This window comes from Haladaptatus sp. CMAA 1909 (genome assembly GCF_043952005.1).
Classification (GTDB): domain Archaea; phylum Halobacteriota; class Halobacteria; order Halobacteriales; family Haladaptataceae; genus Haladaptatus.
Map to the genome: position 1 here is coordinate 170,287 of NZ_JBIOAV010000002.1, position 26,048 is coordinate 196,334.

Below are 26,048 nucleotides of genomic sequence, written 5' to 3' on the forward strand. Positions count from 1 at the left end.
ATTTGTTTTATACGGTACCACTGGTTCATTCGCTTAGGACAGGGATTTAGTCGCGCTAGTCCCACCAGTCGTCACGCCGATCGTCATAGTCCGCATCCTGGAACGGCGGCGCTAAATCCTCGGGAACTCCTTCGAATGCGTAGCCGAGCCAATAACCAACGTGCCAGCCAATCGCGTCCTCGTCGATTCCAGCGACGTTGATGTACCCTTGAGTGTAGAACTCCAATTCATCATCTGCATCAGGACTGATTCCCCAGAAGGAACCACACGAACCTTCGGAGGAATCACCGCACTGCACTGAATCCGGAAAGTCGATGACGATGTCCGCCGCCGATCTGTTCTCCGTTGTCTGGAAGGACACAGCTTTCGGGACGGTACCGTCCGCCCCTTCATCGTAGTAATTGAGTGTGTGCTGGATCTGCTCTTTGTAGTCGTCGCGGTAGAAATTTGAGACGTTGCTATAGTCGACGAACACTGACAGCTGCTCGGATTGCCATGGGAGATCGCGCTCGTCTACGTTCGGCATCGGGAGATCATCGACCTCCCCGCTTGCGTTCATGAGCGGCATCGGTTCGTCACCATGCTCGAGCCCGTGTGTGTGACCGAACTCGTGTTTCAGCGTTTGAAGGGTCGAATGATTGGTGTATCCGACTTCGATCTGAACAGTCTCCATGGAGTAAACGCGATTAGTCCCATTGATCAGCGGTGCACAGCCGAGGACACCAAAACTATCCCCACAAATCGGAATATCTTGGACAAATTCCACTGTAATATCTGGGTCACGACTATCGGTCGTAACTGTGTAGTTGATCTCGTAGTCACCGTAGCGGCTATCGTTTTCCTCCCAGTAGTCTAGTGCTTTCCTGACGAGCGGTTTGAAATTCCGGTTGTTCTGTTGGTTTTTGACCTGGACAACTATCTCCTCTTTCTCCCAGGGGTTGTCCGGAACTGAAGCGGCAGTCGTGGTTGCTAAAGTCGTGGTTATCTCGGAGGTTGTGGTTCGGTCTATCGTCGAGGATGTTGTCGTGGGCGATGGTGATGGCGTCGACAGTGTCGATTCTATGATCTCCGTCGAACTCGTTTGTGTAGTCGGTTTCTCTTCGAGTTTTCCTGCGCACCCAGCGGTGAGGATGAGGAAAATAAGGACGAATGATAGCTTTGATTGAGGCACATATTATTATCTAATATTTTATCTAATAAATATGTCTATTTTTGGTGGATTACCATCTATGTGATTCTGTGTTCTGTCTCCTGTACTGCACATATCTGAATGTGACGTGGACATGCCGCTCATAGAGTGGTAGCGACTTGACGCGTGCTTGGTCGCTGCTCGTAGTGTGACGGATGGGTGGCTGTTGGGAATTATCTCTACAAACGGCTACAGAAGACTTAATAGAATTCTGCTGCCGACAAAGAAATTGATTGGAAAATGTCTGGGAATAGCTTACTTTGAGGTTTAGAATACGAATACAGAAGGGTTGATATTGGTTGGATAGATATAACATAATCACCAATGTCAGTATACACCCATTCAGTCATTTGGGACGTTCTTGGTGGTGGGCGATATACCATCAAACTCCCTAGTGGGAATTTTATCGAAGCCGATATCGCTGACGATCTCAATATTGGCGATTCGATAAAATTGGACACTGATGATTTGACCTATGAAGGGACTGCACGCTCATCATTTACGCGACAGAATGATCTAGGTACCGCTAAAAGGGTAATTGAAGATTACGTTATTGTCGAGATTGGCAGTATAACCCAGAAAGTATGGAATCCAAATGATCTCTCAATTAAGCCAGGTGATGCAGTAGAAATAGGCCAAGCTGATAATATCATCGCTGTCCATCCCGATGTGGATCTTTCCCTATCTCTATTTGGTCCCGACAATGACTCGATAATATCGTCGTTTAAAGAAGATACTGAAGACGACGATGATAGTGATACTATCTCTTTCGAAAACTTTGGAGGTATCACAACACAACAGAATCAATTTAGAGAACGTGTTGAGTTATTTCTAAGAGAATCAGAGAAACTCACCAATATTGGCACTGAACCACGAATGGGTGCCCTCTTTCACGGGCCACCGGGCACCGGTAAGACACATTTTGCTCGTATACTGTCCAAGTCACTTGAAGCTCAATTCTACCGAATTAGAGGTCCAGAAATCATAAGTAAAGGCGTAGGTGACACTGAAAGGCTAATACGGGAGATTTTTGATGATGCGCAAGAAGAAAGTCCGTCAATAATATTCTTTGATGAAATAGATAGTATCGCTGTGGATCGAGGTGGGGGAGAAACACGAGATTTTAGTCAACGAATTGTTGCTCAATTACTCTCAGTCATTGATGGATTCGATGGTGCCCAAGAGAACGTATTCATTATTGCTGCAACTAATCAGATAGACGAGATAGATAAAGCACTACTTCGACCAGGACGGTTCGACTGGCTTGTTCACTTCCCTGAGCCTGAGAAAGAAAATCGAATGAATATTTTTGAAACTCTCCGAGAAGATTATCAAATCCCCAATAGTGTCTCCGAGAAGAATGTTGACCAAGTCATGAACCGAACAACAGGATGGACTGGCGCAGATCTACGAGCGTTGTTGAATGAGGCAGGAATACTAGCTGTAGGTGCTGACCGTGATGAAATACGGATTGCTGATTTATTGAAAGCTCATGAGCGTTTAACTGAGCAAGAAAACAATGATAGGGGTGCGTAATATGGGGGTTATTCAAATAATATACCGACTCTTGATCTATCTTATCCGGATTCCGTTTCGCGTCATTGATTGGGTTAAAGTCAAATTAGGATATGTTTCTGTGCCTCCTCTTCGAGAATTTGTCTATCTCGATGAAACTTCGGTGGTTAGTTTAATTGCCTCTACTACTGGTGGGGTCACAGAGCAAAAGAGCACTGTGAAACGCCGACAAATATCAGGAAGTATTAAAGGTGGATTAGGAGGTAAGAACCCATTATTAAACGGGAATATTGGAGGTACTCGAGAGCGGAGTTCTGAAGCGGTTCGTCGATATGTAATTCAATCTAATTTTAAGGAACTTTATGAGATGAGAGCGGAAGATATGGTAATCGCGGATGAATATGATCCAAAACTATCTATTCCAAAAAGAATTTGGAATAGAATCCTCGGGAAAAGTAACGAAAGAACATTCGATAGTGAGGTTGATTTTGTGAGAGGAAGCCTTGCTGAAGTAAACATAAATCTCGGTTCTCATGAGGTCTATGACTTCTATACTGCAATGGCATCAATCGCAGAGATGTTTGATACTTTTCCAAAAATAGAAGAATTGGAGGGAAACATAGAAGACCAAGAGTTATCCTTGGAAAAACTGGAAGCTTTTTCAGATCTTATCGAACATTTGATGGCAGGATTGGTACCAATTGTTGGGGAAGTGGTGGATTACGGTGTGCTTGTAAGGGATGAATCAGCTGAGATTGTTTCAAAGGAATACGCAGAAGAAAATAATATCGAATTAGATCGATTAAATATTGTTGGCTTCGTTGACTCAGATAAGTTCTGGCAGGAAGAAACGAGATTCTTGTTTGATGATGATGAATATACTGTATACTGTCGATTGGACAGTGAAGAGGTCTCTGACGACTGGATGCCAATAAAGCTAATAGCTGTTGTTGATTCAATCCTCTCCGGAACGGGGGAATCATTAGAAGATATTCCAGATATGTTTGAAAAAGATGAAAATGACACAGTAATAAGTAATAAAACTGATCTGGATCTCCGATCCCGGCTCGAAGATTATCTTGAAGTATTAGAAACAGAAGCCAATCTCGAGATAGAATCTGGCACAGCAGAGGAAGTATTAGAAATAACTCTCCAAGATGTAGGGGGTACTACCCAGAGATTAGAAGGTGTTGAAGAGTCTATTGAAAGACTCGAAAAAGAACTTGAGAGCAAAAACATTGACTATAACCTGAGTGATGATACTCGTGCAGACACGATTGATAATCTTCTGAGCAGGGATTTTGATACCATCACCAAACATGAGAAAAGGGACTGGTATCTTGAAGTGAGCTTCACAGCAATTTACTGGTGAGGTTAAGTTCGCTAAATAGGAGCGATGCATTCTATCCATCGTGAACCGAATTGTCTATTCCAAGAATGTGGAGTCACCCTACGTCTTCGAAGGCTTGATCGCGATCCCTTGACGTGGCCGCATTTACTCCCCATCTCTGTTGGTGAATATATTAATGTCATCAAGTGTGGGGTACTCCTCCCGAAGATCCTCCAACTCTTGGAAACTCTGTTCATTTTCATCGCGTGCTGTCTTTATCCGTTCAATAGCATGGTTACCAGCGTTTTGGTAGTGCTGCACGCCACGCTCAATCAAATCTATGTAGTTTTCGTCAACATCCCCGAACCAGTGATTAAACCCATGTCTGTAATCAAAATCTCGGAGGTCATTGAGATCAATGAGAATATCAACAACACGATCTGCGGTTCCGGTATTTTGTCGGATACGAAGTGGAGCGACCATCCGATGTTGTGTATAGTGTCGAAGACCTAACAGTGCTTTGTTATCTTCATTATACTGTTTTTGGAGACGGTCACTCTCGGCATCTGATGCAATGATTGAAGCAATCGTATTCTCTACAAATTGGTGGTGACTGTAGACGCTAGAGAGGTAATTATGAACATCTGTATGGAGGTCAATCCATCTACTGTCTCGTCCTAAATTCACTACGAGATCATTTTCAAAATGATTGTCGAGATCGGCGAGCGAGGTTCTAGAAACTTGTTCGAAAAATTCTGGAAAGGACTCTCCCCATATAAAGAGTCGGTTAAGATTTTGATAGACGATGTCCAGAGATGTTTCGAGAAAATGGATCTGGTTGAATTGTTGCTCACTTGACTGTCCATGCGCAGCAAGTTGTGCAAGTGGCTTTCGGTTGTTGCTAATTAGTTCACCGTCTGTGCTTTGAACTGTGACAAGTGCGGTTGAAGACTGGATAGAGATTGTGTACTGAGTTGTAGTGTCGCAGTGTGGACAAGTGTAGGTTGTACTGTATCTATCGCCACTACTCCGGGAGAGACGAGCATAGGACTGGTCGAGTTTGTATCGGCAGCTGGGGCATTGTTCATTAAGCAAAGCGCGATAGGCAGTCCGCCGAGTGTCCATGTATGAGATAACGTGTACATTTATAAAAATCTGATTCTGGCATTTATATAAGAATTTTATCTATTCACAGTAATTCAAGAATTAGATTCTCCGCGCGAGCAACTCAGTCTACTTGCGGGCACATAGCTACTCTTCGAGTTCGTCTGCATCGAGGTCGCCCGCGAGAAACTGCCTCCCTTTCTCCGACAACTCGTATACTCCATTACTCTTTTGAGATAAAATCCCCTTTTCAGTAAGCGTTCGACATCGTTTACTGGTGTACTGTCTGTTGTAGTCGATATTAAGTGCCAAAACCTTCGGTGAGACGAGAATGTCGTGTTCTTCGAAGAACAGTAAAATCTCGTAGTCGATTGGCGACATCCATCTCACTCGCTCGACCATCTCTTTTTTAGAGTGAGTAACCATACACGAAAAATCAGACTGGTTTAGTATCATTCTATCGATGCATGTAGTCATTGTATATCTACGTACGTCGTTAAAGTTATTATATATGAGTCTAAACCGACTTGTTACGGACGCTCATCGCGAACCCGTCGCTCCATGATGGGTTCAGCTTGAAAACGATGCGAACCCCGATGCTGGTGACATCAGGTTCGCGTGAGCCTTCGTAGAGAAGTACGAAAGCCATGTACGAAGATGACTCACGGGGTCTTGAAAGCCCCGACTGTACGAACGAATCGATTGCCAACTGCCCCTACTGTGACAAACCGATCCTCGCGGTCATTACGCGCGGCCCCTCGACGCACATTCTCTCGCCGTGCGGCTGTCCGGTAGACCTGCTCACCGCACGCGACCTCGCAACCAGTTCTGAGGGTAAAACGCCTGAAACCCCCGACTCAGCTGAGGACGACGACGATTTCACTTTCACTGGACGTAAGGCGGGGCTTGATAACGTAGATACTCAAAGAAACATATCGGAGTGCGCTCATGACAAAACCTCGGTGGTGAAGCACCGAGACCGCACTTCCCTTGCGAGAGAAGCATGCAGACAGATACACGACACATACCTAAGAGTTGCTACCGAATCGAAAGTGAATCTCAGTTCTCGGGTGGGTGGTGATTCCCGATGAGCCGATTCGACACGCCCCAAGACGCCCGGCGCTGGCTAAAGGAGAATCAGGATACGCTGGTGAGTATCCTTCGTCACTGTGACGACGAGTTCGCACGGGCCTGTGCCCTTACGGCACTCATGCACTGCGGGAGTGATCCCGACATCGAGCAGGTTAAACACGAACTAGAACTCGCTCAGGAGGTGATGGGCTGATGTCTACCGAGAAACTGCTCGCCTCGCATGCGCGGTCAGTTGAACGCGAGAACGAGTTCCGCTGTTCGATCTGCCGAGCTCGCTGTACCCGCACCCCCGAGGGCCTCGAAGTGGGTCACCGATACGGTTGTCCCGAGCGTCCGGATCACCTTCCGAACGGTGGCGCATCTGGTGGGGCGTACTACTCGGAGGACGACCGATGACGGATCGAGGCCGAAATCGGGTGCTGACTTATACTATTAAAGTGGGATTCGGAACCTCGTGTTCCGTGCCCTCCCCGGGTGCTTATTCGAGCAATTCAGACCTTCGGTCTCAAGCTGGTACTGAAGTTGGTATAGTATACTATATTCGAACGTACTCATGTATATCAGGAAAACGATCAAAGAACAGTATATGATTCTTGTGAAAGAAGTGAAATCGCCATTTTGGACGATGAAGTGGCCGTAATCTCGGAGAAAGAAAATGAGTTACTACAAGATGATCGGAAGCTATACAGTAACTGTAAAGACTCGTTATTCAGAATCTTACTTATATAGGTTCGTTTGATTACAGTATAAAAATAGATATTGCTAAAGAGTAAATTAGCAAACCAAACAAAAGAAATGTCGCAAGCGCTGCGGAAGTATATATCCTTGACAGATATTCTCTGTTTGTATTGATTATGGCTTCATTTCCTTTTACGCATCCAATATGATAATCAATTATTTCACCTTCTATATCTTCTACTGATTTCAGCTTCTTAGCTTTGTCTGAATCTAATCCAGTTCTTAGGGTAACTCTATCTTCAAAAATCCCATTGTATTCTTCATCAATCCGATTTCTAACATACGTACCACTGCTTCCGATAAAAGGTATTTCCATTAGAGTTCTGAGGATTGTAGTATCGGCTGTATCCGGAGATAGAACAGCTAAGGCAGGTATGAATAATCGTATTATTAAAAATAAAAACATAAAAAATGACACTTCTCCGATCACTATATATCCGATCGGAACTTCTTTTCGCAGGCCAAAAATGTCTATAACACTCACAGTCATTAAGTTACTAATATTTGAAAGATTAATGATATCTGATGAGACGGCAATTGATACGAGAGTAAGAGCCAGGCCAGCAGTAGTTAAACCAACCCGTATTACCTTTGTCGCCTGAGCCTGCTGTTCCTGAATTATTTGCATCTGCTCCCCAAGAACACGATCTAATTCAGTCCTCAACGGATTTGGTTCTACAATTTCTTTGGTTTGAGCAGACACGTTTATCAGTGTATTCAGAATATCAAATCAAATTATCGGTTTTTCATTCACCTGTCTCAAAACCGACGGTGTGTGATCGGCAAGAAAATAGACATCAACGGCAAGTGGGCCTTGACCCTTCTCCGATCAACTATTCCACCGGAATCCACCAGATCACAACCCGCGGACTCAATTTCCCGCGTTCTAACTCACCTCGCTCATGCAATTCCTCGAGCCGTTAATGTACTGGCCGTCGTTTCATCCCAACCGTATCTGTAATCCAGCGAGCGACCCCTACCAACCGGGCGACGACGTACAGGTCTACCTGTCCAAGACTGATCCCGACAGTGAACATCACGGGAAAGAAGGCACCATCACAGATGTCTTGCAGGACACTCTCGGCGACGAGACTGGGCGCGAATTAGACTCCTATAGCTACCGCATCGAAAGCGATACTGAGGAAATCGATGTCTGGTTCCGACATCGAGACTTGGTCCCGGTATCACAGTAACCAATTACCGATACTCCACTGCAATGGCCAATAACGAACGCAAACCAACGTGGCCACAGATCCGAGATGCATTCGAAGTCAACGAGGATCGCCCTTGCAGTACATGGCTCACGGAACGTTTTGTGAACCCGACCGAGGAAATCACCAACGAGAGAGCGATGTCGATGTTGTCCTCGCATTCGAGAGCTTCGATGCTATAGATGAATTCGACTATGATGGACGCTTTCCGGAGACAATCGAGATCGGTGGCATTACCCGAGAGTTCGATCTCATCATCGATGGTCCTGCGAGCGAGTACGATGATGGTGAGAGCGAAGTGCTCTATGCGCGTCCCAACGACGATTTCGAATAACATCGCTAAATCGAGAGCGTACGCAGATCACGTTCTGAATGGCTTCTTTGTTTGTGAGTGCTACCTCGCATCAGATCGTGACCCTCCATACTAACGTACGATTGCTATTCTGTTTGAATCCAGATCACACGACGCGATTCGGGCTTCTTCTTGTGAATCTCACCATCGTCGGTACGACCGTTCAACATCTCATACGCCGACCGTCGTGACCATCCAAGTTCGTCCGCAATCTCACTCGTCATGTAGGGTTCGAGCGGTTCCATAACCTCGAGGCTATTCGCTGGCTTCTGTTCCCGAACAAAGCACGTGAGAATCATCTTGTCGATCACTCCCCAAGAGATTGTAAAATTGTAAAAGTATAAATGGGCAGGAGCACTAGACTATAGCAAGTGGCGCGGGAGGCGATGATCCCTCACTGAAGGGGCACGAGGCTCCCGTGGCTGCGTTCTATCGCGCAACCCGAAGATTGTGGAGTAGCGACACTGCGCCTGCACAATCACCTTTTCGCAAATTGCGCCCCCACGAGTACGACGCCAGATCGGCAAATTGGATCCCTGGAACCGCCTGACTATTTGCAGTGGCAAATTCAAATCGCGGGTCGTCGATGAACTGGTCGATGTGATTTCCGACGGTCGTCCATGTTGTCGCATCGAAAAAGACCCTGATGCGATCAATTCCGTCTAATTCCATGATTCCATCCTGGAAGACCGGGTTCAACACTGAAGAAACTGCAGAGATCTGCATGAGTTCGAGTTCCGAAAAGCGACCATTGTAATCACTGAATGCCGATCTGAACAACCCACTCTCCATCGTATGTACTGTAAATCCGGCGGGATAGCTCATTGACCACGGCAATCGATTTTGAACGATAGAGTTGTCCTCATAGATGTGTCCTTGGAACTCGCCGAGTAGTGCCTCTATCTGCTCGGGGTGCATTGAGGCCTCCTTGAGTTCTTTTTTCTGTTTTTGAGCATCAGTCATTTCGCGTAGGCTGTTCAGGAGCTTGTCTTTGGTTGCTGCGAGAACATTCTGGGGCTCGGTTCGATCAGAGACATACCAACATCCGGCCACCACATAGCAATCATCCTGGGAATGATTCCCGCTTTCGTCGATACCTACATAGAGCGACCGCATTGCTTTAGAAAGGGAACGGTTGCTACTTGAAATGCTGGTATTATGTGACGAGTGTACTAACTACACATTATTTAATAGAGAATATAATTCGTATTGATATACACCCACTGCTCTCATGGCAATCCCGTCCTTGTACATTCACTTTCTTCGCTCCTGTACCCCCTATTACTTTGGACGAATTTGGAGGTACAGATCGGCATTTGACGGCTTTAAAATTGCATAGGATCACTTAGGGCTGGTTTCCGGCCATAGAATCCAGCCTTAGGATTCTAAGGCTGGACCGAAATCATACATGCAGCCTTTCACGGCTTCAAACGACTGAAAACTGGATTTCACCATGTCATTCCCATTCCTGTTACTAATCCAACCTTAGAAGCTCTTATTCCTGTTACTATTCCAACCTTAGGTTTGCGGGTCGATATGGGCTCACACAGGTAGTATCGCGGAATAGAACGTCTATATCTAGCCTTAGTTCCAAGCTATTAATATTCTACAAATAATACCGCATATAATTGTGGCTTTGGAGACATACCCGCCAACCCGGTCGTCGATTCAGGACATCGCTTGCGTTCCCAAAGTAGTTGGTACAGGAACCCGTTGAGGAATAAAATGAGTCCTGGCTTCACTCAATGTCCTGACTGTGGATGGACCGGGAAGACAAGTGATCGCGTGATCGATGAACTCGAACGAAAGTGCCCTGTCTGCGACTATGTCTTTTGACGTAATTCGTGAACTGAGAAGTCTATTCACTCTTTCTCCGGAATCCACCAGATGGCATCTTGTTGACTCAATTTTCTTCGCTTTACCACTCCATCTTCATGTAACTCCTGACCCGTCTATGGGCAGACGGTCGCTCCATTGCAACCGTATCTGCAACCCACCGAGCGGTCACCGCCGGAAACTCGACACCTAGGGGAACTGACTCCCCGTTATCCGAGTTCCGCAAATCGCCCTACGGCATAATACGGAAGAGACAAACACAATTTACTTGCTTGTCTTGCAGGTGAACGGGAAGGACAGCGGTGTAGAGTCCGGACGGTGATTTGCTGTCAAACACATCTAAAGCAGTCCCTAGGCCCGTCCAACTCACATACTTATTTGGTGCCAGTGTCACTCTATCTGGTGACTGATTGTTCTCTTCATTTTCATCAAACCGCTCCCAGTCGCTGCCACTCTCCGTCCAGACTTGCCACCGAGTCGCATCAAGAGCCAACTTCGCTTGGCTCTTGTTTTTGATTTCAATCCTGAAGTCGTCGATTGCTGATTGATCACTAATCGTACTCGGAGAGACACGCACTGCAACACCATGCGCCGGGGTGTCCGAGTGAGAACACGAAACAGGCGACTGAACGAATTTACCGGGTGGGCAAGATTGATTCTCGATCTTTGGAGGAGTGGAGGTAAGGCGGGCACATCCAGTCAGTCCACTAGTAGAGACGCTCGCGAATGCAACGAGTATCTGTCGTCTAGAGGGCATTAATTGGTATTTCATCCATATTTATAAGTATCTTCCTTCACACAAGTTAGTGAAATCAGGTAATCCAAGCAGAGGCACCCCTCTTCACTGGTTCTACTAGATTCTGGGTTGGCACGAAGTTAGTACTCTATACTAACTTCTCCGACCATCTATTCCTCGGGAATCCACCAGATAACTACCAGGGGACTCAATTTTCCGCGTTCTAACTCACCTCGCTCATGCAACTCCTCGAGCCGCTGATGCACTGGCCGCCGTTTCATTCCAATCGTATCCGCAACCCACCGAGCAGTCACTGCTGGAAACTCCGACTCACGTATCGCCGTCAGAATATCATCATCCGTTCCATCTTCGACATAAATCTTATACTCTGAGTTGTGTTAGCGTATACCGAGTCTGTGATGAACAATGACTAACGTAAGTACAGAGGTTGCAAAATCGATCCTCGCAGCTGCCGAAGAGAAAGCGACAGAGATTGAGGTACCAATGTGTATCGCCGTCTTCGATGAAGGCGCTAACATGGTTGCCTTTCGTAGAATGGATGATGCTCTCTTAGCGAGCATCGATATTGCCCAGAATAAAGCGTACTCGGCGGTGAGTCTAAAAATGCCGACCCATGAACTAGCGGATGCTGGTCAACCAAATGAGTCTCTCTTTGGGATTCATTCGACGAATGATGACCGCATTGTTATCTTTGGAGGTGGATATCCCCTTCGTGCTAACGGCAATGTCGTTGGTGCTGTCGGAGTGAGTGGCGGGGCGGTTGAAGAAGATCGAACCGTTGCTGAAGCCGGTGTTGAAGCATTTGATTCGTAGGCTCTCTATTCGAGAATCCGCTTCAACGGAGTTCGTTTTGCTAATCGAGCGCTGTTTGCTCCAAGAAGTCGAGCTTGCGCAAGTGTTGGTGACGGCAAATCGAATAACGGTTGCTTTGCGGGAAGCCGTTCATGTTGGAGAATAATTCGACTGGGATTTCCGTCTCCAATTGCAACCCCTATTCCGAGTCGTGAATCATCCGCAGCCACATGTGCAACCATGAGAAGGTCGTCTCGCTGCATGCTCTCGACGTACCAGGGAACTCCTTCCTCCTCAATACCATATTCCACGAAATCGAGTATATCGGATCGCTCACCATGGTAGTAGACTTGAATCTGTGGTCGCGTAGATGGTGCAGAATTACTCATCTGTCGCCACCTTCTCGGTAATCGATGTCGAAAGCTCGTCTGGAAGTTCGAAATCAAGGAAAGAATCGCCATCGATATGCGACAGTACAAGCCCAGTGGCAACGGCATTTCTCGGACCCTGTTCTTCTCGAATATTGCCACTGCCACAAACGATGCCATATTCAGCTAAGGTATCCGATATCATCTCGGGGATCTCGAAATCGAGTGCCGACCGACCAACCATCACAACAAACGGTAAATGGCGAATATTTAGCGACGGGGTGATTTGGCGAAGCGCCCGTTCACTATTCGTCACGAACACTTTTTCTTTTGCCTCTCGACGTGTCGTCCGGATCTCTTCCAGCGAATGATCTGTATTGATCGGTTCCATCTCGCCATCGTCCTTTAATAGTACGACTTTTCCAAAGAGCTCAGGGTCAACAGCCGTTTCCAGAAAATCAACAGTCCCGTCTTCATGCCTGATGCTGAAGAGGGTCTCTACTTTCGCAGCTGGATGCTTCTTTATCTCTTCAGCAGTTTTCCGATCCTCTAACCCGAGTTCCGAATCAATGAGCATAGTGACGAGATCACCTGCCCCGGCGAGGTGGATTGATTCAATCTCTTTGTGCTCGTTCATGTATGCCGCATCGGTGGAACCACCTCCGATATCGAGGATTGCAATAGGGAAATCCGTTCCCGGTGTCGTCAATGATCCAAGCACTGCCATTGATGCCTCTATCCCTTGGATGTGAACGTCAACTGCAAGCTCTTGTTCCAGTTCTTCTGCGATCTGTTCCATCGGTAGCCGGTTCGTCTTGACCATTGAGGCAAGCGCAACAGCGTTTTCCATCCGATATTCGCCAGCGACTGCCCCCTTGACTGCCTGAGGAACGATTGTATCCACCGCAAGGATATCGCGAATCTGAATCGAGTTTGGGTCTTGATTCGTGATTTCACTCATTTCAGTACGGGCTCGGTTCAGCATCCCTCCGATGTTGGTGCCGGATTCTCCAACGACATCCTTGAGTGGTCGTAGGTTACTGACCGCTTCTCGAATCACGTGTGCTCCATCCTCAGTATCGACGGTACTCTTCGACCCGTCCTCACCAATTACTGTAAGTGACCCTGCTGGGATGCTCCGTTCTTCGACATCTCCTTCCGGTGTTTTGATCACGACGCCTGATTTGTTCCCAACCAATGCCCGTGCAACCGGGATGATTTTCTGTGTTTCTTCTGCTGTTAACTCGAATAAAGTCGCAATGCCGTAGGGATTCGAGAGGGTGTCGATCGTCTGTCCTGATGAAGCGACTTCGATGGCAGCGGGTTGACCGAGCGGTACTTCATCGATTTCAGTCACCTCGTCTACAATCGGGATATCGATCTCACAGCGGTTGGAAACGAGTACGGCGTCATCCTTCTGGAGTATTGCCCCTTGGATGTCGAATCCTTGCTCGACCCAATCGTTGATAATGGCCGCCGCATCAGCGAAATCAACCTCATTCGGGATACGGAAAATGATATCCTCGCCTTTCGAATGAGTTTGTTGTGACTCCATGATATCGACGATGGTTCCAGTTCCGATTCCAACGCCACCGGGTGTCGATGGATCGTGGCCAATCATCGTCGATTCGGTGATGATCGTTTCAGTAATCGTCTCCATAGCAACATCACCGATTACCGGTGCTGCTTCATTCAACAAAAGCAGATCAAGTTCGTCCACCGCTATTCCGGCGTTTTCTACTCCACGTTCTAGTGCTCGGATAATCCCTGGAATGTTTTCAGTCGTCCCTTTGAGACCGGTCGTCTGAAAGAGACTGCTGGCGACGAATTGCCACGACTCCTGATCATGTCGAATAATTCCAACCTCAGTGCTGGAATTCCCGATATCGATTCCTGCGATGTATTTCATCTGTAGTATCGTGTTCTGTAGCGAAAGGCGGACAAACGTCTGTAACCAATTACCGTACGGATCCTTCAGTAAAGTCCACGTGTTTCGTAGACTTCTGCAGCTTCACGGACGAGTTCTGCGTTGATCTGTGCATCATATTCGTCCTCAAGTTCATCAGCAATATCCAACAGTTTCTCTTTCTCTGCTCCACTTGGCCGAAGTGCATTATAGATCTCTAAGATGCGCTCATCCGGTATCTCAGTCAATTCTGCCGCTCGTTGGAAATTTTGTTTCATCTGCGAACGACCCGCAGATTCTGCGACCGTCGCCTGTTTTTCGAGTGTTTCTGCAGAAATGCGGATGTCAGCTGCATCGACATCGCCGTCTGCTAAGCTCTCGAGCGTTACATCGGACATTGTTTTCCCGGTCGGAGTTTCGACCTGGTCTGGATTCTTGCCGAGCGGATACTCGCTTGGATCGTCTGCGTTGTTATTGTTGGACATGGATCGGTATGGTAATTATTCGAAGTGGGCTTCGAGTTCGACTGGTTCTTGAGTCTCGTCAATTGATTTCGACTCTTTGATGTGGAGCACTGCAGCGAGTGCTTGATATTTCGGCCTGGCCATCGGATCGTTCTCGACCGTGACTGGTGACGGATTCTCCCCTTTTGCGTACTTTGCTGCATTTTTCCCGATGGCTCTAAATTTCTCGCGATCTAAAAGCGGTGCCTGCGGGAATAATTCGAGATTACTAAGTGGAAGCAAATCTGCCTGATGAATCAATGCGGTTCCCTTCGACTGGATACCGACACTGATCCCTGACCCGCTCAACTTTGCGCCTCGATTCCCGAGATTCCCCAGATCGGCAGTATCGACAAACCGAACGAGTCGTGATTTGAGACCTTCCTCTTCGATTCCGGCCATCGTCTCACGAAGCACATCTGCAAGCGGAATATCCACGATCGTTGAGGTTTGTGTTTCGCCGAATGCTGGACTGATCGCGATTACGACTTCGTCACTTTCACTTCCCTTTTCGGCAATTCCTTTCTCTTCAAGTCGAAGCTTTCGTCGACTGGTTTTGGTTTCAGTACTCATTGTTACAATAATCAGATTTCTTCCGGATCGAACGCATGTCGAATGTCTTTAATTTCCTCCCAGCGGTCCTCACTCATGCGATAGCCGGTTCCAGGGCCCTGATAATCATTTCTGTCGTTTACACCGCTAGTTACGTTGAACTCCCCATCGATGACCGCAGAAGTATGGAGATAATCCCCAGAGATCCGCTGCTTAAGCATATTTAACATATTTTCCGCCAACTCGTCAAAACCATGATCGGCAAGGATTTCTACGATATCTAAGCCTGTGATATCTCCTTCCATCAATTCTTCTGCAGCTTTCAGATCCGCAGCTTGGTCTCTGTCCGGCATATCATCACTCCCGTCTCCATACGTCGCAGCCTCAACTTCTTTGTCGGTGATTTGTGGGAAGCCCAGTTCTCGGAATACCACTTGAATAGCTCGTGCGGCAGTATTCCGTACTGCAATCGCATCCTCTTCTGCGATCGGCTTCAGTCCCCCATCAACCTTGAGGTCCCGTTGCACAACGTTGTAGTCATCATAGTCGTATGAGTCGAAGTTCGATCCGGCGAACATATCGTCATAGTTCGGCATGGTGCTATATCCAGAAAAGATGAGGTCCGTTCCAGCGACTAATTGTGGGAATGTCCGTGCCATCTGGCGTTTATGCGAATGAGAGAACGTCTGGTCATTCCCTGATGCGACCTCTAAGTCTACCATCGTCGTAATCAAGTTCTCTGCAAGGACGCCCCGGATTCCCGATGGCACAGCCGATGGGATTGCGATACAGCTAATTCCACCGTTTTGCAATCCTTGGACGCCACATCCTTTGGTCACGAGAACGCAGCGTGACTCCAGATACACCATCGATTTTCCCTCCGCTTGCCCCATATTCACTTCCGAACCGGAACCGGAGGTAAACCGCATCTTCAATCCACGAGAAGCATATCCCGAGGCGAGAAACGCTTTCGACCATGGAGTGTCATCACCGTCCTTGAAGACCGATTCCGTCCCATAGACAGAGACTGTTTCAGCGTACGTCGTCAGGCCTTTCATCCCTAATTCCAGTTCGGTCGCCTCCTCAACAGCACACTGAGTGAGTACTCCCCCGCGCCCAGCTTGGCTTCCGAGCTGCTGAGCGAGTGCGTTAAACGGTGCATATCGAGCAACTCCTACCGTGGTTTCAATTTCGTCAAATCCTCGGAGAGCTGCCTCGGCAGCGTCAGCTGCGATTTGCACGGGATGATCTTTTACACTCGTACAGTGGCCTTGATTGCCTGGCGTTTTTCGAGCACGCATTTTCTGCAATGCCATCATCATCTCCAGTGTGTTCATCTGGTTCACTACTTCAGCCAGTTTTGCTGGAGTCATTGCAGTCGTAAGTTCAATGATGTCTTCACGTGGGATGTTAATATCCACGAGTCGCTGAGCAAACTCAACTGAATCAATAGCGAGTGCTTCCTCGGCTTTCTCCACGTTGATGGAATAGTCGGCAATGAAGAAATCGATAAAATCGAAGTCTTCTCGCTGCTTTCCATCCATCTCGACGATCTCTCCCTCTTCAACAGTCACACTAGGGTCTGGATCATTGGGACTATCCATTGCGATTAGTCCCTCTTCTGGCCACTCTTTTGCGAACCCGTCTTGATTCACCGGCTTTTCGTCAAGTGATTTGAACCGATTCGATCTTTTGTGCTGATTTGTGTCTGCAATTTCGACTTCACCTTCCTCTCTCTCATTCATGCTTTGAAACAGCATACCATGTGACTGGCTCCCACATAGATTTTTCCTATTTTATCATTAAATAAACCAAGTTTGTTTTCAAAACAACAAATTTAGTTGGATTATAACAATAAATATTATAGGTTCTATTGTATATTCGTTTACATTTATATCTCCCGCCATCCTTTTCGAAGTACGAGATGTGATGCTCCGATGTTAGCCAAACCAGTTGAAAGTGCGAAGATAATGTGTTAAATCATTAGACAGAGTACTGAAAGAATTGTTTGAGGCTAGGAGGATTCAATAGTTTCCCTACCCCGTTGGAATCCACCAGATAACAACCCGCGGACTCAATTTCCCACGCTCTACCTTCCCACCCTCATGCAACGCTTCAAGCCGTCAATGAGCGGACGGTCGTTCAATCTCAAGCGTATCCGCCACACCGAGCGGTTACAGCTGGTAGCTCTGATCTCTTGGTTGCTGCGAGTATATCGTCATCACTCACCTTCGCAACATCTCGCTCCTCCTTGCTTAAAGAGACGGAGTTAATATCGATTAATTCGAATCAAGACGTAAGCTATGCCTGGTTCTCTTGTGTATCAACATCATCCTGCGAATAAGCATTACTCACTTGAGGATGTCAAAACAGACCCTCGAAAGTTCGATGTCGACCAGAATGATGATACGAAGATTATCGGCTATCCACTGTCTGGCGGTTTAGTCTATGTTCTATATACGCCTGGTGTTGCAGGAACTGCCGATGATCTCGATCAAGAGGTCGATCCGGAATCTCTTACCGAAATTCTTGAGCCAATGGACCCGGATGACCGCGTCGTCACAATTTGGTTGCTCCGATTCTTCACAGAGATGCACGAGGAAGAATTAGATGGTGGTGACGGGTTACCCATTTACAAGGAAATCGAAATAGACCGTGTTCCTGATGCACTTGAGCAGGTGACTTGGGAGGGAACTGTTACGGAGGTCGCTGGACAACTTATGTCCAATCTCATCCTCAAACATTCTTTACCCAATGCGAATCATCGAACAGGGATTACGATAGCAGAGACGTATCTAGAAGCAGCAGGTGCAGAAATAGAGCTACCTAATACACACACGCCAGATTATGAATGGCAGCAGTGGGTTAACCCATACATCGAGCAGTCGAAGATCATTTTGACGGTGCGTCGGCACAATCTCTATTTTCGCACACTTGAAGAGCATGGCTGTGAAATTGTTCGCCGAAAAGGTGGGATCGACATTCCCCTTGCAGAATATGAGTTAGATATGCCGTATTACGAGGCTTGGGAGATTTATGCTGAACATCACGAAGAAGTCTGCATCAACTTTGTTGAAGAGTTGATTGCGCAGAGTGGAGACTCAACACTACAAGAACAACCAGCACTGGCGAAGGACGAATTCATTGAATTCCTCAATACAGAAAACCAATCAAGTTAGTCTAAAGGATAACGGAAAACGATTAATCTCGAAGCTGGGCGTTCGCTCGCGCAAGCTCCCGGAGATGCTCGTTGTCCGGGACGTTGTATTGCTCACCGGCAGCACGAACGGCTTCTTGGAGCGTCATATAACACAATATGTGATATGGGCTATTAAACTCTTTTACTTTTTTACTCTCTTTTTCGCCTCATTAGAGCACAGGGAACTACCCCTAAAAATGTAGTCAGACGAATTGTTCCTCCGAGCGTGCCGCCCACTCAGTGTCCAGTTCATCTATCTTCATGAGGGGTACATTGTCTTCAAGAACACTGACAGTCAATCATCCGATCTCTCCGGTTGGACAATCACCGACAAGGCTATCACGACTACCTCGTCCTGTTTGAGGCAGCAGTACTACCAGGTAAGACGGCGGCACTCTATACCGGAAATGGGTAAAATTCACTCTCCAAGCTATACTAGAGTTCAGGAAGTGCTGTCTGGAACAACGGTGGTGATACGATCATCACCACGAACGCAGATGGGACAGTGGTACTTGAAAAGGAATATACCAGCCAGAGCGAACCCGCTTACTGTTCCGTTGGAATCCACCAGATCACCACCCGCGGACTCAATTTCCCACGTTCTAATTCACCGCGTTCATGCAACTTCTCGAGCCGCTGATGTACTGGCCGCCGTTCCATTGCAACTGTATCTGCAACCCATCGAGCGATCACCGCTGGAAACTCGGACTCACGAATCACTCGAAGAATATCGTCATCGTGGTCATGAATTACTGGTCCTATCTCGACTATTTTACCGCTGTCTTTTTGTAGTATTCTACCGTCTGGACGCTTGTATGGCTGATTTGATTGTCAAATCTGCAGTGAAAGAACAGCTCGAAGGACAGAATGTGGCTAGCGACTTCTACGATGCACTCGATGAGGAAGTTGCTTCAGTCCTCGACAACGCTGCTCGTCGAGCCGAAGAGAACGACCGCAAAACCGTCCAAGCGCGCGATTTGTAGCTGCTCACTGACTCCTATTTTTGGTGACCGGATGATCAATATCTTCTCTCCGAGCGTTGGCTATGCGAAACGCTTAGGCATATACGAATATTTCGTATATTCGTGAATCCCGTATGAGCGTCACAGACGATACACCCATATCACGAAAACGCCTCCAAACCGTGTTTGAACAACTGGCAAACGACCGAAAACTCGACATCCTCAGCTACGCGGCCGACCACGAGCAGTTCACCGTAACGGCCCTCAAAGACGACCTCGGAATTCCACATACGACAGCACACGACTATTGCCGTGAATTGCACCAGGCAGGCCTTCTGCATCGCGAGCAAATGAAGCCTGCAACCTACAGCGCAGTTGATTTCGACATTCAACTGTCACTCGATGCCATTGCGACAGCTGTCGAGACCGAGTCTGAAACAATCGACTACATGCTTGCGACGTATGGTGACAGTATCATCGACGAACTCCTCGATATCTGGGGGCGTGTCGAAGCAGGTGAACTCACGTACCGCGAGGCGAGTGGTACGCTTGACATGCAGCATGCTGACTTCCTTCGGCTGGCGGCTGAACTCGAGTTGTTCAACCGATGAGTGTCGTTGTACTGGATGCAAACGCAGTTATCATGCATGGTCGAGCGTTTCCGGATCGCGTTCGTACCGCCGTTGAAAAAGGGTCTACTCTCATCCTCCCGCGGTCGGTCAAGCAAGAACTCGTTGACGATGTCCTTGCGAATGACGATGCACCAGTCAATCATCGTGCCTCAGCACGGGCAATCCAAGACCTCGTCGACGAAGGGTTCCTCGTGCTTCGGACACCGGATTTCGAAACGTACAGCGGTATCATTGATGAAGCGCGTCGACGCATTGCAGACGATACGCTCCCGGAACATACCGTCAAGGCCGATCAATACATTCCAGCCCTCGTCTGTGGTCTCGCTACTGACAATACCGTCCACCTGGTAACCGCCGATACAAAACTTCGTACTATCGTCCAAGACATTGCTGCTCGGAACGGGGTAACAGAGAACGTTATTTTGCGTGATCCGTTGACGGTGCTGTAGTAATCAAGATCTGTTTTCCATCCTCTTGGTCATTCTTTGGGAATCCACCAAATAACTACCCGTGGACTCAATTTCCCACGTTCTAACGCACCTCGATCATGCAGCTCCTCAAGCCGCTGATGCACTGGCCGCCGTTCCATCTCCACCGTATCTGCAACCCACCGAGCGGTCACTGCCGGAAACTCGGACTCACGAATCACTCGAAGAATATCGTCATCACTCGCTTTCTCCGCAAATTATCCTGTTCGTCGCATTCACTCTTGTCCTCGGTCAGAGCGCGTACTGAGACTATCACGGAATCCCGATATGCCGATGCCGAAAGTACAGATAGAGGCATGCAATTGGGACATTGAGTAGCGGAATGACCATGAGATAATAGAGAATGGTTGGCTTTTACTCGGAGTGCTTCTGGACATATTGGCGGTCAGAATACACGGCAGGCAGGGAGAGAAGCGCCGCTGCATAACTAGCGAGGATGATCCCCCCAGCAAGATACGTCGTCAAATACCCAGAGACATTGAGCGGAACAAATCTGGCGATACCCATTGTAAAGATCGTCACAACGAACCAGAGAGCGAATAGAACAGGAATTGCGAGGATTACCAGCCACCATCCTCTGGAGTGAAGATATCGCCTGAACAAAGCTCTTGAAAACAGTTCTGTAGTAACCATAGATGGTGTATCGCTTCCTGCCGATAAATCCATTTCTGGAGAGAGATGAATTACTTGAATCTGTTAACCGATCCAAAAAACATTGAAAGAGCGATTGCATGGGAAACACGATTCCAAGCACTCCAAAGAGCTGCATGAGTCGTCGATACGGAGCCAACCGTTCTACGGAATCACCAGACGTTAACTAATTGCCGGGCAATTGGACGCCACTCCAACGGCCTACATCACATTGATCGTGTTCATTATCACCCGCAGCAACCACCGTCCCGTCCGATTTGAGACCAAGAGTATGAGCACACCCTGCTGCAACCGCCACAATATCGTTCCAACCGCTTACATCGCATTGGCCATGCTCATTCCACCCCACGGCTGCCACAGTACTGTCCGATTTGAGGCCGATGGTATGCTCGCTACCCACCGCTATTGCCACAATATCGCTCCAACCACTCACATTGCATTGGCCTTCCATATTCTGACCTACAGCAACCACTGTGCCATCCGATTTCGACCCGACGGTATGAAGATAACCCGCCGCCACCGAAACCATATTACTCCAGTCGCTCACATCGCATTGACCATATCGACTATTTCCTACAGCCGTCACCCTGCCGTTTGATTTCAGCCCGACGGTATGCCAGTCACCCGCTGCTACCGCCACAATATTACTCCAGTCACTCACATTGCATTGGCCTTCTTTATTCCGACCCACAGCAACCGCCGTCCCGTCCAATTGAACCCCGATGGTACGACGCCAACCCGCCGCAACCGTCACAATATCGCGCCAGTCGCTTACATTACATTGATCATGCTTATTCCAACCCACAGCGGTCACCGTGCCGTCCGATCGAAGCCCGACGGTATGGGCGTTCCCCGTATTCGTCGCCATATGGACATTACCAGCCGCGACTGCCACAATATCGCGCCAGCTGCTTACGTCACATTGGCCAAATTTGTTATCACCCACAGCGACCACGGCGCCATCGGATTTCACCCCAACAGTATGACGATGACCTGCCGCAATGGTATCTTTAGGTCTTGAAGCGTCCTTCGACATACTGCAATAGAAAGCTCACCACACAATACATATGTGTCTATTCTGCCTCTACATCCCACGTTCCAACTCACCACGCTCATACAGCTCTTCAAGCCGCTGAGGCACTGGCCGCTGTTCTATCCCAACCGTATTTGCACTCCAGTGAGCAGTCACTGCCGGAAATTCGGACTCACGAATCATCCGAAGAATATCGTTATCAATGACAGAACATACTGGTCCTTCCTTGACTATTCTGCCACTGCTCTTTTGTAGTATTCTACCGTCTGGGCGCTTGTATGGCTGATTTGATTGTCAAATCCGCAGTAAAAGAACAGCTCGAAGGACAGAATGTGGCGAGTGACTTCTACGACGCGCTCGATGAGGAAGTCGCAGAAGTCCTCGACAACGCTGCTCGACGAGCCGAAGAAAACGATCGCAAAACCGTCCAAGCGCGCGATTTGTAGCTGCTCATCGCCTCACTGTAACATCAACCTATTTTTAGGTCGGCGCTACACAAGACTCATTTCCCTAACGACGGACCGCTATTCCGGTCGAGTCCAGATCACCCGACGAGCTTCGGGCTTCTTCTTTCGGATCTCGTCACTCTCATGAAGTCGAGTGAGAACATTATAGGCCGATCGTCGCGACCATCCAAGCTCGTCCGCAATCTCACTCGTCATGTAGGGTTCGAGTGGCTGCATGACCTCTAAGACGGCCACTTCAGTGTGTTCTTGGACATATTCCCCGTTCTCATTACGCGCCCTCTCATCGTTCTTTGTCATACCTACTCTTTCATTTCCGCATGATATAATCTTATTCCTTATAGGGAATACGGTGGTTTTATTACCTATGCCTTACAAGGAATAAGTAGGAAGAACGGTGCCCTCGGGCGTGTAGAAACGCGCCGGGCGTACCAGCACCCGGCACCGGTCTTCCGAATTGGACTGAAAGACCATGTCAACGAAATCGCCTAGTGAACTTGAAGCTGACGAGACGGCACAGAAACGCGCGCAGTGGGAACAGTTCTCCTACGACGTTGAAGCTCTCGAACAGGTCGAAGTGACCAACGAGAGTCATGAGAACCTCGATGACCACCAATACGTCGTGGCGCTGGACGACGTGACGGGCGACGCAATGGCGTGTACCTGCCCGCATCACGCCCACCGGAGCGCGTTCTGCAAGCACATGACTGCCGTCGAGAATGCGACTGATAACGGGACGCTCACGGCGTTCCCATCGGACGAGGAGACGGACGAAGACGACACTGAATCGGCAGAGTGCGACTGCGACGGTCTCGGTGACTTCCCGTGCTGGCCGTGCGTTCGTACGGGTCGCAAAGAACTGCCGAACTAACCACCGCTTCAGCATTTTTTATTCATGTCTCACTAAATGATGGTCTCAGAGATCACCGACCAGCGAACGCTCACAGAAAGTGCGGATGCACGGCTAACAGATACGACGTAATTCAGACGACGAAGACAGTACTACTTGAGATAGTCAAGTACAGTTAGTGCGTGACTAAGGTCATCCACTACGCGTTACAAATCTTGGGAGACCAATGCCAACAACAAGCAGTACGAAAAACGAGATCATGAAGGCCGTATCTTGAGCGATGCCGTTTGATTTCAGTAAGAATTCGACTGCGTATGCTGCGGGGAGGGCTACGACGATAAAGGCAATCGTTATCCAATTTTCACGGCTTACCATCAGTATTTTCGGATAAACATTCTCTCCTGAAATAATTTGTGTGTAGTAACGATCACGCCGCAGAACTGTTTCTTGCCGATTCTACTCAGAGCAACTGTGGAGTAATAAGGTTGCACCAAAAATTCCTGGTAGTACTACGAATTCGGCGACGCAAATCACAGCACAATGTTAACCTATGGACGGATATGTTCGACACTTCACAGTACTGCAAACGGTTCACTTCGCCGAACTGGTGGATGATTTGCGAGGAGAGCAGTGGATAGTCTCCGCGATAGAGAATTAGACACGAGCAAGATTATTGCGAACTATCGTTTTTGTTCGAGTCATTTCTATCGTGTTTGCATCGGAATTTAGATGGAGTTTGGTTAGTAGTCAATACTAACTTCAGACACCCACGATGAAACTTCTCACCTACTATAGCCAACCAAAACTCGTTGAAAAGCCTCGGGAGAGATTTGAACTCTCGACCGACTCCTTACAAAGGAGTTGCTCTGCCAGCCTGAGCTACCAAGGCGCCTCAATATCACAAATCTCTCAATAAAGGCTTTCCCTTTTCTTTGCCCCTTGCCATTGTAATTGATCCCATGTCCTCCTTCTAACTGGTGGATCATGTAACTAGTTGACGCACAAGAACTTTGATCAAATACAAATGACTATCAAAAAATGTTCCAGCGTGCGGTAGAGCGGACTCTCTTTGATCTTGCGTGTGGAATTTATACTAGCATTCTTGCAACAGTGGTCGTTACACTCCTTACGAGCACTCACTACTTCTCACGCATTTCACTCATTACAGTATGCTTCGGCTTCTTGTGTGGTGTTTTTCTTGCAGTTGTTCGAGACGATCTCGCTGAATTGCTTGTTCGCACTCGTCTCTATCTCATACTCTTGATCGGACCATTCTTTGTGTATCTGATCAGTGATGTTGTTACCGTAGTTAGCACGAACCCAGATTTAACTGTGCTACAGAATTGGATCGCTGGAGCTCTCCTTCTCACAATTGCCGGATTTTTCCTCTCTATCACAACGATGAACTACTATACTGTGATCCTCCGCCGTCATGAAGAAGTTCTCACAGAGTGGTTTGGACGACCTGATTCCTCGTATCTCCGTTTCGTTCGACTACTATCGATCGTGGGTGGTCTCATCTTCCTTGTGGGCGGATTCATACTCCACATCTCGATAGAATCACTCCAAGGTTTGTTCCCCTCGATTGGAGGTGTTCTCCTTGGCAATGCAATTGTCATAGGAAAAACAAAGCACTACACGTTGGTTGAGAGCGGCCTCCTCGTAAAACGGAGTGGAACATTTAACAACCGGTTTATTCCACGCCACCAGCTACGCTCGGTCGAATGCAATGGGGATGTTCTCACGATTCATCGAGGATTCCCATGGCCACTGCCATTTCGATGTCGACTCGCACTGATTCCAGATTCTGAATCAGTAGTCCACTCACTTCAGAAGTATGTAGACGAAAATTAGAACAAAGATTCCTACCGAAAGAGGACACGGCGAATCGGGGTCTGAATGAGATACAATGCGATTGTGGCGCCAAGGAATGGCGTGAGAGCATCACTGACTGTGTGAATATTGTTGATGAGGAGATTGACGAGTACAGCAATGATTCCAATGAGAACAGAAAACGCCAGACGCTGCCTGTCAAATAAGAGTTCTCGAGAGGAGGGAGATAAGCGATCGGAGTTTGCGGTCATACAAATACATTGGATAGTGTTCTGAATAAACATTACGAGTGGATCGAAATTAGCGTATCTCTATCTTTTCAAGAATCACTCAACACCCACTCGGTTATCGCACCGAGGAATGGCTCTCGCTTCTTTCCCTAGTTGCCCTTCGATATGGCTCTCATTTAGTAGCGAACAGCACCTGATCACGAGGCTGCCATCTCGATAATCACTGAAACAGTCGAACTCGTTATAATAACTATTTGACGTTGTGCACTCTCATAGAGACTACAGTATGGTTACAGAGCAAACTCGAGCCCGTATGGAGTTTATCGGAAGTATCGCTAGCCTACTGGCAATCTTGCTGTTTCGGAGACGCTCTGATGAGTCTGAACCCCTCTCTCGTCGCTGGATGATTGCTGGCATTGTTAGTATGATCCCGTATCAGTGGGCGTACGATCGTGATTGGT

General features: G+C 47.8%; 27 protein-coding genes and 1 tRNA gene. 14 read left to right on the plus strand and 14 right to left on the minus strand.

Annotated features, from left to right (window positions below; all coding sequences use genetic code 11):
• Positions 1-55 precede the first annotated feature (55 nt).
• Complete coding sequence (locus ACGYLY_RS18900; protein ID WP_395284247.1) at positions 56-1,171, minus strand: matrixin family metalloprotease; 1,116 nt, start codon at positions 1,169-1,171, stop codon at positions 56-58.
• 342 nt (positions 1,172-1,513) lie between these two features.
• Between ACGYLY_RS18900 and ACGYLY_RS18905 the strand changes: the two genes are divergently transcribed.
• Both ACGYLY_RS18905 and ACGYLY_RS18910 read left to right on the plus strand, forming a co-directional pair.
• Positions 1,514-2,725, plus strand: coding sequence for an ATP-binding protein (locus ACGYLY_RS18905; protein ID WP_395284246.1), 1,212 nt, complete (start codon positions 1,514-1,516; stop codon positions 2,723-2,725).
• Between the two features lies 1 nt (position 2,726).
• On the plus strand, positions 2,727-4,076 hold the full coding sequence (locus tag ACGYLY_RS18910; RefSeq protein ID WP_395284245.1) for a hypothetical protein: 1,350 nt from the start codon (positions 2,727-2,729) through the stop codon (positions 4,074-4,076).
• A gap of 123 nt (positions 4,077-4,199) precedes the next feature.
• Here ACGYLY_RS18910 and ACGYLY_RS18915 read toward each other — a convergent pair whose 3' ends face one another.
• Complete coding sequence (locus ACGYLY_RS18915; RefSeq protein ID WP_395284244.1) at positions 4,200-5,159, minus strand: hypothetical protein; 960 nt, start codon at positions 5,157-5,159, stop codon at positions 4,200-4,202.
• Positions 5,160-5,285: 126 nt separating this feature from the next.
• Positions 5,286-5,540, minus strand: a complete 255-nt coding sequence (locus ACGYLY_RS18920) for a MarR family transcriptional regulator (protein WP_395284919.1) — start codon at positions 5,538-5,540, stop codon at positions 5,286-5,288.
• A gap of 245 nt (positions 5,541-5,785) precedes the next feature.
• Between ACGYLY_RS18920 and ACGYLY_RS18925 the strand changes: the two genes are divergently transcribed.
• From ACGYLY_RS18925 to ACGYLY_RS18935, 3 genes are read left to right on the plus strand one after another with little or no spacing between them, the layout of a single operon-like run.
• Positions 5,786-6,229, plus strand: a complete 444-nt coding sequence (locus ACGYLY_RS18925; RefSeq protein WP_395284243.1) for a hypothetical protein — start codon at positions 5,786-5,788, stop codon at positions 6,227-6,229.
• Positions 6,226-6,423, plus strand: a complete 198-nt coding sequence (locus ACGYLY_RS18930) for a hypothetical protein (protein ID WP_395284242.1) — start codon at positions 6,226-6,228, stop codon at positions 6,421-6,423. The genes ACGYLY_RS18925 and ACGYLY_RS18930 overlap by 4 nt, the downstream gene beginning before the upstream one ends.
• A complete protein-coding gene (locus tag ACGYLY_RS18935; protein WP_395284241.1) occupies positions 6,423-6,626 on the plus strand; it encodes a hypothetical protein in 204 nt (67 codons plus the stop codon). The genes ACGYLY_RS18930 and ACGYLY_RS18935 overlap by 1 nt, the downstream gene beginning before the upstream one ends.
• Positions 6,627-6,969: 343 nt before the next feature.
• On the opposite strand, the gene ACGYLY_RS18940 is transcribed toward ACGYLY_RS18935, so the two are convergent.
• Complete coding sequence (locus tag ACGYLY_RS18940; protein ID WP_395284240.1) at positions 6,970-7,671, minus strand: hypothetical protein; 702 nt, start codon at positions 7,669-7,671, stop codon at positions 6,970-6,972.
• A 199-nt stretch (positions 7,672-7,870) separates the two neighbouring features.
• Here ACGYLY_RS18940 and ACGYLY_RS18945 point away from each other — a divergent pair, with 199 nt between their 5' ends.
• Entirely contained in the window at positions 7,871-8,161 is a 291-nt protein-coding gene (locus ACGYLY_RS18945; protein WP_395284239.1) for a hypothetical protein, read from the plus strand.
• A 799-nt stretch (positions 8,162-8,960) separates the two neighbouring features.
• Here ACGYLY_RS18945 and ACGYLY_RS18950 read toward each other — a convergent pair.
• Positions 8,961-9,647 carry a DUF3800 domain-containing protein gene (locus tag ACGYLY_RS18950; RefSeq protein ID WP_395284237.1) on the minus strand — a complete coding sequence of 229 codons (687 nt, stop codon included), beginning with the start codon at positions 9,645-9,647 and terminating at the stop codon, positions 8,961-8,963.
• A 1,882-nt stretch (positions 9,648-11,529) separates the two neighbouring features.
• Between ACGYLY_RS18950 and ACGYLY_RS18955 the strand changes: the two genes are divergently transcribed.
• Positions 11,530-11,937: a heme-binding protein gene (locus ACGYLY_RS18955; RefSeq protein ID WP_395284236.1), complete on the plus strand. Its 408-nt coding sequence runs from the start codon at positions 11,530-11,532 to the stop codon at positions 11,935-11,937.
• 5 nt (positions 11,938-11,942) lie between these two features.
• Here ACGYLY_RS18955 and ACGYLY_RS18960 read toward each other — a convergent pair whose 3' ends face one another.
• From ACGYLY_RS18960 to ACGYLY_RS18980, 5 genes are all read right to left on the minus strand, one after another.
• Positions 11,943-12,413 (minus strand): glycerol dehydratase reactivase beta/small subunit family protein, encoded by a 471-nt coding sequence (locus ACGYLY_RS18960; RefSeq protein WP_395291263.1) that lies wholly within the window; start codon positions 12,411-12,413, stop codon positions 11,943-11,945.
• Positions 12,298-14,193, minus strand: a complete 1,896-nt coding sequence (locus tag ACGYLY_RS18965; RefSeq protein WP_395284234.1) for a diol dehydratase reactivase subunit alpha — start codon at positions 14,191-14,193, stop codon at positions 12,298-12,300. Before ACGYLY_RS18965 ends, ACGYLY_RS18960 begins: the two co-directional genes overlap by 116 nt.
• 65 nt (positions 14,194-14,258) lie before the next feature.
• Positions 14,259-14,675 carry a diol dehydratase small subunit gene (locus ACGYLY_RS18970; RefSeq protein WP_395284233.1) on the minus strand — a complete coding sequence of 139 codons (417 nt, stop codon included), beginning with the start codon at positions 14,673-14,675 and terminating at the stop codon, positions 14,259-14,261.
• Positions 14,676-14,690: 15 nt separating this feature from the next.
• Positions 14,691-15,266, minus strand: a complete 576-nt coding sequence (locus ACGYLY_RS18975; RefSeq protein ID WP_395284232.1) for a propanediol/glycerol family dehydratase medium subunit — start codon at positions 15,264-15,266, stop codon at positions 14,691-14,693.
• An 11-nt stretch (positions 15,267-15,277) separates the two neighbouring features.
• Complete coding sequence (locus ACGYLY_RS18980) at positions 15,278-17,005, minus strand: propanediol/glycerol family dehydratase large subunit (RefSeq protein ID WP_395284231.1); 1,728 nt, start codon at positions 17,003-17,005, stop codon at positions 15,278-15,280.
• A 543-nt stretch (positions 17,006-17,548) separates the two neighbouring features.
• Here ACGYLY_RS18980 and ACGYLY_RS18985 point away from each other — a divergent pair.
• The 4 genes from ACGYLY_RS18985 (at position 17,549) to ACGYLY_RS19000 (ending at position 20,487) form a co-directional block, all read left to right on the plus strand.
• On the plus strand, positions 17,549-18,424 hold the full coding sequence (locus tag ACGYLY_RS18985; protein WP_395284230.1) for a hypothetical protein: 876 nt from the start codon (positions 17,549-17,551) through the stop codon (positions 18,422-18,424).
• A gap of 835 nt (positions 18,425-19,259) precedes the next feature.
• Complete coding sequence (locus ACGYLY_RS18990) at positions 19,260-19,427, plus strand: DUF1931 domain-containing protein (protein WP_395284229.1); 168 nt, start codon at positions 19,260-19,262, stop codon at positions 19,425-19,427.
• A 113-nt stretch (positions 19,428-19,540) separates the two neighbouring features.
• Positions 19,541-20,017, plus strand: a complete 477-nt coding sequence (locus ACGYLY_RS18995) for a helix-turn-helix domain-containing protein (RefSeq protein WP_395284228.1) — start codon at positions 19,541-19,543, stop codon at positions 20,015-20,017.
• Positions 20,014-20,487, plus strand: a complete 474-nt coding sequence (locus tag ACGYLY_RS19000) for a hypothetical protein (protein ID WP_395284227.1) — start codon at positions 20,014-20,016, stop codon at positions 20,485-20,487. The genes ACGYLY_RS18995 and ACGYLY_RS19000 overlap by 4 nt, the downstream gene beginning before the upstream one ends.
• Before the next feature lie 393 nt (positions 20,488-20,880).
• Here the strand turns inward: ACGYLY_RS19000 and ACGYLY_RS19005 are convergent, their stop codons facing one another.
• Together ACGYLY_RS19005 and ACGYLY_RS19010 are read right to left on the minus strand one after the other, a co-directional pair.
• Entirely contained in the window at positions 20,881-21,159 is a 279-nt protein-coding gene (locus ACGYLY_RS19005; RefSeq protein ID WP_395284226.1) for a hypothetical protein, read from the minus strand.
• 184 nt (positions 21,160-21,343) lie between these two features.
• Positions 21,344-22,213, minus strand: a complete 870-nt coding sequence (locus tag ACGYLY_RS19010; RefSeq protein ID WP_395284225.1) for an RCC1 domain-containing protein — start codon at positions 22,211-22,213, stop codon at positions 21,344-21,346.
• 275 nt (positions 22,214-22,488) lie between these two features.
• Here ACGYLY_RS19010 and ACGYLY_RS19015 point away from each other — a divergent pair, with 275 nt between their 5' ends.
• Entirely contained in the window at positions 22,489-22,656 is a 168-nt protein-coding gene (locus ACGYLY_RS19015) for a DUF1931 domain-containing protein (protein WP_069452276.1), read from the plus strand.
• A gap of 78 nt (positions 22,657-22,734) precedes the next feature.
• On the opposite strand, the gene ACGYLY_RS19020 is transcribed toward ACGYLY_RS19015, so the two are convergent.
• Positions 22,735-22,974, minus strand: coding sequence for a hypothetical protein (locus tag ACGYLY_RS19020; protein ID WP_395284224.1), 240 nt, complete (start codon positions 22,972-22,974; stop codon positions 22,735-22,737).
• 172 nt (positions 22,975-23,146) lie between these two features.
• Here ACGYLY_RS19020 and ACGYLY_RS19025 point away from each other — a divergent pair, with 172 nt between their 5' ends.
• On the plus strand, positions 23,147-23,545 hold the full coding sequence (locus ACGYLY_RS19025; RefSeq protein ID WP_395284223.1) for an SWIM zinc finger family protein: 399 nt from the start codon (positions 23,147-23,149) through the stop codon (positions 23,543-23,545).
• 794 nt (positions 23,546-24,339) lie between these two features.
• On the opposite strand, the gene ACGYLY_RS19030 is transcribed toward ACGYLY_RS19025, so the two are convergent.
• Positions 24,340-24,413: transfer RNA gene (locus tag ACGYLY_RS19030), tRNA-Thr, on the minus strand.
• Positions 24,414-24,562: 149 nt separating this feature from the next.
• Between ACGYLY_RS19030 and ACGYLY_RS19035 the strand changes: the two genes are divergently transcribed.
• Positions 24,563-25,378 (plus strand): hypothetical protein, encoded by an 816-nt coding sequence (locus ACGYLY_RS19035; protein ID WP_395284222.1) that lies wholly within the window; start codon positions 24,563-24,565, stop codon positions 25,376-25,378.
• Positions 25,379-26,048 lie beyond the last annotated feature (670 nt).

Bases quoted from the DNA above. Each gene is read 5' to 3' on its own strand.
- ACGYLY_RS18905 (WP_395284246.1), top strand. From the start codon at position 1,514: ATGTCAGTATACACCCATTCAGTCATTTGGGACGTTCTTGGTGGTGGG.
- ACGYLY_RS18910 (WP_395284245.1), top strand. From the start codon at position 2,727: ATGGGGGTTATTCAAATAATATACCGACTCTTGATCTATCTTATCCGG.
- ACGYLY_RS18915 (WP_395284244.1), bottom strand. From the start codon at position 5,159: ATGGACACTCGGCGGACTGCCTATCGCGCTTTGCTTAATGAACAATGC.
- ACGYLY_RS18920 (WP_395284919.1), bottom strand. From the start codon at position 5,540: ATGGTCGAGCGAGTGAGATGGATGTCGCCAATCGACTACGAGATTTTA.
- ACGYLY_RS18925 (WP_395284243.1), top strand. From the start codon at position 5,786: ATGTACGAAGATGACTCACGGGGTCTTGAAAGCCCCGACTGTACGAAC.
- ACGYLY_RS18930 (WP_395284242.1), top strand. From the start codon at position 6,226: ATGAGCCGATTCGACACGCCCCAAGACGCCCGGCGCTGGCTAAAGGAG.
- ACGYLY_RS18935 (WP_395284241.1), top strand. From the start codon at position 6,423: ATGTCTACCGAGAAACTGCTCGCCTCGCATGCGCGGTCAGTTGAACGC.
- ACGYLY_RS18945 (WP_395284239.1), top strand. From the start codon at position 7,871: ATGCAATTCCTCGAGCCGTTAATGTACTGGCCGTCGTTTCATCCCAAC.
- ACGYLY_RS18950 (WP_395284237.1), bottom strand. From the start codon at position 9,647: ATGCGGTCGCTCTATGTAGGTATCGACGAAAGCGGGAATCATTCCCAG.
- ACGYLY_RS18955 (WP_395284236.1), top strand. From the start codon at position 11,530: ATGACTAACGTAAGTACAGAGGTTGCAAAATCGATCCTCGCAGCTGCC.
- ACGYLY_RS18960 (WP_395291263.1), bottom strand. From the start codon at position 12,413: ATGCCGTTGCCACTGGGCTTGTACTGTCGCATATCGATGGCGATTCTT.
- ACGYLY_RS18965 (WP_395284234.1), bottom strand. From the start codon at position 14,193: ATGAAATACATCGCAGGAATCGATATCGGGAATTCCAGCACTGAGGTT.
- ACGYLY_RS18970 (WP_395284233.1), bottom strand. From the start codon at position 14,675: ATGTCCAACAATAACAACGCAGACGATCCAAGCGAGTATCCGCTCGGC.
- ACGYLY_RS18975 (WP_395284232.1), bottom strand. From the start codon at position 15,266: ATGAGTACTGAAACCAAAACCAGTCGACGAAAGCTTCGACTTGAAGAG.
- ACGYLY_RS18980 (WP_395284231.1), bottom strand. From the start codon at position 17,005: ATGCTGTTTCAAAGCATGAATGAGAGAGAGGAAGGTGAAGTCGAAATT.
- ACGYLY_RS18985 (WP_395284230.1), top strand. From the start codon at position 17,549: ATGCCTGGTTCTCTTGTGTATCAACATCATCCTGCGAATAAGCATTAC.
- ACGYLY_RS18990 (WP_395284229.1), top strand. From the start codon at position 19,260: ATGGCTGATTTGATTGTCAAATCTGCAGTGAAAGAACAGCTCGAAGGA.
- ACGYLY_RS18995 (WP_395284228.1), top strand. From the start codon at position 19,541: ATGAGCGTCACAGACGATACACCCATATCACGAAAACGCCTCCAAACC.
- ACGYLY_RS19000 (WP_395284227.1), top strand. From the start codon at position 20,014: ATGAGTGTCGTTGTACTGGATGCAAACGCAGTTATCATGCATGGTCGA.
- ACGYLY_RS19005 (WP_395284226.1), bottom strand. From the start codon at position 21,159: ATGGTTACTACAGAACTGTTTTCAAGAGCTTTGTTCAGGCGATATCTT.
- ACGYLY_RS19010 (WP_395284225.1), bottom strand. From the start codon at position 22,213: ATGTCGAAGGACGCTTCAAGACCTAAAGATACCATTGCGGCAGGTCAT.
- ACGYLY_RS19015 (WP_069452276.1), top strand. From the start codon at position 22,489: ATGGCTGATTTGATTGTCAAATCCGCAGTAAAAGAACAGCTCGAAGGA.
- ACGYLY_RS19020 (WP_395284224.1), bottom strand. From the start codon at position 22,974: ATGACAAAGAACGATGAGAGGGCGCGTAATGAGAACGGGGAATATGTC.
- ACGYLY_RS19025 (WP_395284223.1), top strand. From the start codon at position 23,147: ATGTCAACGAAATCGCCTAGTGAACTTGAAGCTGACGAGACGGCACAG.
- ACGYLY_RS19035 (WP_395284222.1), top strand. From the start codon at position 24,563: ATGTTCCAGCGTGCGGTAGAGCGGACTCTCTTTGATCTTGCGTGTGGA.